This window comes from Shewanella benthica KT99 (genome assembly GCF_000172075.1).
Lineage (GTDB): Bacteria > Pseudomonadota > Gammaproteobacteria > Enterobacterales > Shewanellaceae > Shewanella > Shewanella benthica_A.
On the sequence record NZ_ABIC01000073.1, the window covers coordinates 1 to 6,983 of the forward strand.

General features: G+C 43.5%; 6 protein-coding genes and 4 tRNA genes. 3 read left to right on the forward strand and 7 right to left on the reverse strand.

Annotation, left to right across the window (positions count from 1 at the left end; all coding sequences use genetic code 11):
• Positions 1 to 599 (forward strand): IS21-like element helper ATPase IstB (gene istB / locus KT99_RS19015; RefSeq protein WP_005503485.1); only part of this gene is annotated, 599 nt, incomplete at its 5' end.
• Between the two features lie 45 nt (positions 600 to 644).
• On the opposite strand, the gene KT99_RS19020 is transcribed toward istB, so the two are convergent.
• From KT99_RS19020 to KT99_RS19040, 5 genes are all read right to left on the reverse strand, one after another.
• A tRNA-Val gene (locus KT99_RS19020) sits at positions 645 to 721 on the reverse strand.
• 167 nt (positions 722 to 888) lie between these two features.
• Positions 889 to 965, reverse strand: a tRNA-Met gene (locus tag KT99_RS19025).
• 45 nt (positions 966 to 1,010) lie between these two features.
• Positions 1,011 to 1,087 (reverse strand) — tRNA-Val (locus KT99_RS19030).
• 18 nt (positions 1,088 to 1,105) lie between these two features.
• Positions 1,106 to 1,182: transfer RNA gene (locus KT99_RS19035), tRNA-Met, on the reverse strand.
• A 238-nt stretch (positions 1,183 to 1,420) separates the two neighbouring features.
• Positions 1,421 to 2,794 (reverse strand): MATE family efflux transporter, encoded by a 1,374-nt coding sequence (locus tag KT99_RS19040; protein WP_005503487.1) that lies wholly within the window; start codon positions 2,792 to 2,794, stop codon positions 1,421 to 1,423.
• 32 nt (positions 2,795 to 2,826) lie between these two features.
• Between KT99_RS19040 and KT99_RS19045 the strand changes: the two genes are divergently transcribed.
• Positions 2,827 to 3,462: a riboflavin synthase gene (locus KT99_RS19045; protein WP_005503488.1), complete on the forward strand. Its 636-nt coding sequence runs from the start codon at positions 2,827 to 2,829 to the stop codon at positions 3,460 to 3,462.
• A gap of 19 nt (positions 3,463 to 3,481) precedes the next feature.
• Here KT99_RS19045 and KT99_RS21240 read toward each other — a convergent pair whose 3' ends face one another.
• Together KT99_RS21240 and KT99_RS19055 are read right to left on the reverse strand one after the other, a co-directional pair.
• Positions 3,482 to 3,682 (reverse strand): CPXCG motif-containing cysteine-rich protein, encoded by a 201-nt coding sequence (locus KT99_RS21240; protein ID WP_005503489.1) that lies wholly within the window; start codon positions 3,680 to 3,682, stop codon positions 3,482 to 3,484.
• 108 nt (positions 3,683 to 3,790) lie between these two features.
• Entirely contained in the window at positions 3,791 to 4,522 is a 732-nt protein-coding gene (locus KT99_RS19055; RefSeq protein ID WP_005503491.1) for a pteridine reductase, read from the reverse strand.
• A 495-nt stretch (positions 4,523 to 5,017) separates the two neighbouring features.
• On the opposite strand from KT99_RS19055, the gene thrS reads away from it, so the two are divergent.
• On the forward strand, positions 5,018 to 6,946 hold the full coding sequence (gene thrS, locus KT99_RS19060; RefSeq protein WP_005503492.1) for a threonine--tRNA ligase: 1,929 nt from the start codon (positions 5,018 to 5,020) through the stop codon (positions 6,944 to 6,946).
• The last annotated feature ends 37 nt before the right edge of the window (positions 6,947 to 6,983 follow it).

Consider the following 6,983-nt stretch of genomic DNA (forward strand, 5'->3'; position numbering starts at 1 on the left):
CTAAACGCTTACTCAAAGAAAGCCAGTTACCGATAGGGAAACAGTTGTCTCAATACGGTTTCAGTGAGGTGGTGGGCATTAGCGCAGTTCAAGTTAAACGTAAGGCCAGTGAGTTGAGCTGGTTGAGACAAGGGCATAATATTTTATTATTCGGTGCGAGCGGCCTAGGTAAAACCCACATAGCAGCCGCGCTGGGTTATGCGCTTATTGAGCAATCTGTTCGTGTGAAATTCACGACAGGCACGGCGATGGTGCAGCACTTGCAGAAAGCCCGAGAAGGTTTAGGTCTGGAAGATGCACTTAAAAAACCCGATAAATATGAGCTACTCATTTTGGACGACATCGGTTATGTCAAAAAGAGTGATAGTGAAAGTCAGGTTCTATTTGAGCTCATTGCACATCGTTATGAGCGCAACAGCCTAGTGATCACAACGAACCAGGTGTTTAGTGAGTGGGACAGTATATTTGGAGACAATATGATGACAGTAGCCGTGATTGATCGACTGGTGCATCACGCAGAGATTTATCAACTTGAAGGAGAGAGTTATCGAAGAAAAGAAGCCATGAAAATAAACGGCAAAAGCGGCCAACTTAATTGATGCCTATAGGCCAAGCTAAATGTTTAATAAGATGTGCTAAAGAATTGGTACAACCGAGTGGATTCGAACCACCGACCCCTACCATGTCAAGGTAGTGCTCTAACCAACTGAGCTACGGTTGTATTGTGTCTTTTCAAAATTGGTTGTGGGAGCTGGATTACTTTTATAAAAGCAGGGCAACGACCTTCGCCTTGATTTTGTAAAGAGCTGAGTCTGAATAGCTTTTATACTGCTCCATCTCGCGTCCGACAAACGCCATAAGTTGTTTTTATTCTACTTATTCAAGAATTGGTTGCGGGAGCTGGATTTGAACCAACGACCTTCGGGTTATGAGCCCGACGAGCTACCATACTGCTCCATCCCGCGTCCGATAAACGCCATAAGTTATTTTAATTCTACTTATTAAAGAATTGGTACAACCGAGTGGATTCGAACCACCGACCCCTACCATGTCAAGGTAGTGCTCTAACCAACTGAGCTACGGTTGTATTGTGTCTTTTTGAAATTGGTTGCGGGAGCTGGATTTGAACCAACGACCTTCGGGTTATGAGCCCGACGAGCTACCATACTGCTCCATCCCGCGTCCGATTTCTACTTTGTTCGTTTGGCTAGTGCCTTGGAACGAGCGCTATAGTAGGAGTATGAAGCTTAGGTTGCAAGTAAAAAGATACATTTATTGATTAAGCGGCTATTTGCTGTGCAACTTGCTCTTTTCTAGTGCGAAATATACGGAAAAAGCTTTTTGGGCCTCTCTCGTCAGTTACTTTTTAATCGATAACTCAGCACTTTTTACGTTAATGCTCCTCTAGATGGGGCGTTTACTAGGCTAGTTTATCTGTTAAAGCCGCTTTCTTGAAACCTGATTTCTGGATATAACGTAATCTTAGGGCAAATAATATTGCCGCACTCGTGAGCCCAGCTATAAGTCCTATCCAGAATCCTTGCGCGCCCATGGCAGGGACCACAATATCTGTTCTGGCAAGTATGTAACCGATAACCATGCCGATCCCCCAATAAGAGACTAATGTGATATAAAGGGCACTGCGAGTATCCTTGTAGCCACGTAGTGCTCCGGCGGCTACGACTTGTACCGAATCTGATAACTGATAAAGTGCGGCAAAGAACATTAAGCTTCCGGCTAAAGTGACCACCTCGGGGTTACTATTATATAGATGGGCTATTTCAGCCCTGAACAGTATCGTGATAATTGCAGTCAGCATGGCTAGACCGAAGGAGATGATTAACCCTACTTTAGTTACCAGTGCCGAAATTTCACTTTTATCTTGGCCTAAATAATAACCGACACGTATCGAGACTGCGATACCGATAGAAAGCGGTATCATGAATACGATAGATGAGAAGTTCATTGCAATTTGATGTCCTGCAACGACATTAGCCCCGAGTGGAGCGAGCAGGAGAGCAATAATAGCAAATAGACTGACTTCGAAAAAAAGTGCCATGGCAATCGGAAAACCATGCTTAGTCATATCCCAAATAGTATGCCAATGCGGCTTATGGAAAGATTTAAAGGGAGCTAACTCTTTAAAACGTTTATGCAGTTGCATATAGATGATCATAGAAATCAGCATAGCCCAGAATACTAGGGCTGTAGCAATACCACAGCCAGCACCGCCCATAGGCTCTATGCCTAAGTGACCATAGATAAAGATATAGTTAGCCGGAATGTTAACTGCCAAACCGACAAAACCAATTACCATAGTCGGTAATGTATAGGAGATCCCTTCGCTACAACCTCTCAGCACCTGATAAAGCACAAATGCAGGTACGCCCCAGGCGAATCCATCAAGATATCCAATACTAAGACGCGCCAGTTCCGGTTCTAATTGCATCATGGCAAAGATGTTTTCAGCAAAACTGAGAAACAGGATCACACCTAGGCTGCCTATTATGGCAATATAAGCCGCTTGAAAGGCGAGAGGTTGTATTGCTTTTTGGTCGTTTGCCCCATGATGATGGGCAAACACGGGGGTAAACGCGAGTAGTAACCCCTGAACAAATAGCAATGCTGGCAACCACAAGCTAGTTCCTATTGCAACGGCAGCCATATCGACTGCACTGATTCGACCCGCCATAACCGTGTCGATAAAACCCATCATGGTTTGCGTCACTTGGGCTATGAGTACAGGTAGTGCAAGTTGTACTAAACGTTTGGCCTGAAAGCCGAATTGATTCATGAAAACTGCCTTAAATACTAACGAGAGATAAAATGTTTACAGGTATAGTTCAAGCCACGTGCGAAGTGGTTGCGATAAATAAGAAAGATGGCTTAAATACGCTAGAAGTCGCTATGGAACCCGAGTTACGTGAAGGGCTCATAACAGGCGCAAGTGTTGCGAACAACGGAGTCTGCTTAACGGTTACACGAATTAAAGATGATAGGGTTTTTTTCGATGTAATGGAAGAGACATTGAGCGTGACCAATCTCACAAAATTACAAGTTGGTTCACAAGTGAACATAGAAAGGTCGCTTACATTTGGTCGTGAGATTGGAGGACATATTCTCTCTGGCCATATCCATACTCAGGCAAGAGTTTGTGGCCTCAGTAATACAAGCGAACATTTCAATATCGAGCTTGAAGTCGATAAAAAATGGATGAATTACATTCTTTATAAAGGCTTTGTAGGAGTCAATGGTTGCAGCCTTACCATAGGCGCGACTACTGAAAACCGCTTTATGCTGCATTTAATTCCAGAGACGTTAAAACTGACTAATCTGGATTTGCTTGAGCTGGGGGATAAGCTAAATATAGAGATAGACAGTCAAACACAGGCCATCGTTGATACCGTTGAGCGTGTGCTGGCACAAAGAGGGCTCACAGATTCATTAAACTCTGTTGGTTAACTTGATGGTTTAATCAATGTCAGTATATCTGTTCGTCACCTGAATCTATATACAGCTCTATTTTATGGCGAGCCTCATCGATGTGAAGCCTTAAATGTATTGGATTACAGCAGATCCGGCAATCATCATAGTAATCTTGATCACCGCAGGTGCCATCGACATCAATATGTTGATGGTGCCCGCAGTGGGGGCAACTGATCGTTTGAGTGGAAAATTTCATAAACACTCCTATTATCCATTTGTGATAAATGAACGGCTTAGCAAATCAAGTTAGCTCGATTGATTACCGCCTCTTAATTTTTTATTCTCAACAGACCTGATTTATACTTTATGCTCCCATGTACCCAGTCGCTGTGCGGCCACCATCGATAGCGATAATCTGCCCTGATATATAAGGGCTATCGACTAGAAATTGAACCGTGTTTGCAATGTCTGCCGGTGAACCGCATTTAGCCAAAGGGATCTGTTTAATTATAGATTCTTTAGCATCATTTTGACTGTTTTCTGGCCATATAATTGCGCCGGGCGCAATGCCATTGACTCTAATATCGGGGCCCATCTCTTGTGCTAAGGATAAGGTTGCCATCTGTAACCCTGCTTTAGATATAGAGTATATTCCATGGTCTTTAAGTGGCTTTTGGCCATGGATATCGAGCAAGTTAATGATTGTTCCGTTATTTCTACTTAATAAAGGTGATAATTTCTGTGCTAGAAAGTAGGGAGCTAGAAGGTTAACGGTTAACAGACGTTGGCAGTCATCAAATTGAGTCTTTGCTAATGGAGTAGGGTAAAATTCAGCTGCGTTATTGATGAGAATTGACAGTTTGAAGCTAGTAGCAACCTTTACTAAATCATTTATACCTTCCTCAATAGAGAGATCGGCTTGCGCTGTAATACAAGAGTCTTCCCTGATTTGGTTCAGTGCATGACACAGTGAGCTAGCTTCTTCGGCAGAAGCTCCGTAGTGAATGATGACATTATAGCCACTAGAGTGTAATTTTATTGCTATCTCACGACCTATTCGTTTTGCTGCACCTGTCACTAACGCCCATTGTTTCATGTTTATCTCTCATAGGGGAATTGATGTTATTGCTAATAACATCTTCCCTTAAAGCAGGGGGGGGAAGCAATGTTAGCATCATATCAAATTGTTCATCTAAGCTAGATTGAATTTCCAATACAAGTCCATTGTGAAGCTTTAGTCCTGACGTAGCTGTTTACAGTAGTGCACCTGTGAGTATAAATAAATGTAGCATGTTAACCTCCTGATCTTGTCTCGCGAGATTAGATGGCCCCAGATTAGGTGACTTCGATAATGAAAAGGTGACAATAAAATTTTAAAATCATGACATTAACATTTATATTGAATATTTTTACATGACCAGTTCCACTGCGTTTTTATGCTTGCATTCACGGGTACCGATCTCGTAGAATTACCCGCTTGCGCCTAAGGTGAGTAAGACTCTTGTAATGGCTTACCCCATTGGCGTTTCTACTTTAACTCTATATTAGCAAGTGGCCCTACGTGGGGGTCACCACTGGATAAGGATTTTTCATGCCTGTTATTACACTTCCTGATGGGAGCAAACGTGAGTTTGCTAACCCGGTTTCTACTTTAGATGTTGCCGCCGATATCGGCCCAGGTCTTGCGAAAGCTTGTATTGCCGGTCGAGTGAACGGTGAGCTTAAAGATGCTTGTGACATCATAGACACAGATTCTGAGTTATCGATCATCACAGTGAAAGACGAAGAGGGTGTAGAGATACTTCGTCATTCATGTGCTCATCTACTCGGTCATGCATTCAAGCAATTATGGCCAGAAGCTAAGATGGCTATCGGTCCGGTTATTGATAATGGTTTCTATTATGATATCGATCTTGAGCACAAACTGACCCAGGAAGACATAGATGCGCTGCAGAAGCGTATGACTCAACTTGCAAAGACAAACTATAAAGTTGAGAAACGGGTGGGTAGCTGGCAAGTCGCTCGAGACACATTTGCAGCGCGCGGCGAGACTTACAAGATGGCCATCTTGGATGAGAACATCAGTAAAGATGACCAGCCTGCGCTATATCATCATGAAGAATATGTCGATATGTGCCGGGGACCACATGTACCCAATATGAGATTCTGTCAAAACTTTAAGTTGATGAGTGTTGCTGGGGCATATTGGCGCGGTAACTCTGATAACAAAATGCTGCAACGTGTCTACGGTACGGCATGGGCAGATAAAAAAGCCCTTAAGATACATCTGAACCGTTTAGAAGAAGCGGCTAAGCGTGACCACCGTAAGATAGGCAAGCAACTCGACTTGTATCATATGCAGGAAGAAGCGCCGGGTATGGTGTTTTGGCATAATGATGGTTGGACCTTGTTCCTCGAACTTGAGAAATTTATCCGCGAAAAATTAGGTCAGTACACGTATCAGGAAGTGAAAGGTCCGCTAATGATGGACCGGGTGCTTTGGGAACGCTCAGGTCACTGGGATAAGTATTCAGAAGCCATGTTCACCACTAAGTCTGAAAATCGTGAGTACGTCATCAAGCCGATGAACTGTCCGGGTCACGTACAGATCTTTAATCAAGGTCTTAAATCATATCGCGATCTTCCACTGCGTATGGCTGAGTTCGGTTGTTGTCATCGCAATGAACCATCGGGTTCGCTCCATGGCCTAATGCGTGTTCGTGGTTTCACTCAAGATGATGCGCATATTTTCTGTACCGAAGATCAGGTACAGCAAGAAGTCAGTGCCTGTATCAAGATGGTTTATGATACTTACGCAACATTCGGCTTTAACAATATTGTCATTAAACTCTCGACTCGTCCCGAGCAGCGTATCGGTGACGATGAGATGTGGGATAGAGCCGAAGAAGCGCTTAAGCAAGCCCTGATCGCTAATGACATAGAATTTGAAATTTTACCCGGTGAAGGCGCCTTCTACGGACCTAAGATTGAGTTCACATTACATGACTGTCTGGATCGCGCTTGGCAGTGTGGTACGGTTCAACTCGATTATGCGCTTCCTGGTCGTTTAGGTGCCACTTACGTTGCCGAAGATAATAGTCGACAGACGCCGGTGATGATCCATCGTGCAATATTAGGTTCACTTGAACGATTCTTGGGTATTCTTATCGAAGAGTATGCGGGTAAATTCCCGACTTGGTTAGCGCCAATGCAAGTCGTCGTCATGAATATTACTGACAAACAGTCAGATTATGCCCATGAAGTAGTCAATTTATTAAAAGAAAACGGAATTCGTGCATCTAAAGACTTGAGGAATGAGAAGATAGGCTTTAAAATACGTGAGCATACCTTAAGGCGTGTTCCTTATTTATTGGTCGTTGGCGATCAAGAAATGGAAAATAAGGAAGTTGCGGTGCGTACCAGAGATGGTGTTGACTTAGGTAAGATGCGAATCGAAGAGTTCGCGGCTAAAGTCAATAAACAAATTTCGCTCCGTAGTCTCATTTTGTTGGAGGATTAGGTCATAAAGATCAAAAAAACAGCAGGCGCCAGGCGCC

What these genes read in the sequence shown, in the direction of transcription:
- KT99_RS19055 (WP_005503491.1), bottom strand. Translation starts at nt 4,522, where the DNA reads ATGAAACAATGGGCGTTAGTGACAGGTGCAGCAAAACGAATAGGTCGT.
- thrS (WP_005503492.1), top strand. Translation starts at nt 5,018, where the DNA reads ATGCCTGTTATTACACTTCCTGATGGGAGCAAACGTGAGTTTGCTAAC.
- KT99_RS21240 (WP_005503489.1), bottom strand. Translation starts at nt 3,682, where the DNA reads ATGAAATTTTCCACTCAAACGATCAGTTGCCCCCACTGCGGGCACCAT.
- KT99_RS19040 (WP_005503487.1), bottom strand. Translation starts at nt 2,794, where the DNA reads ATGAATCAATTCGGCTTTCAGGCCAAACGTTTAGTACAACTTGCACTA.
- KT99_RS19045 (WP_005503488.1), top strand. Translation starts at nt 2,827, where the DNA reads ATGTTTACAGGTATAGTTCAAGCCACGTGCGAAGTGGTTGCGATAAAT.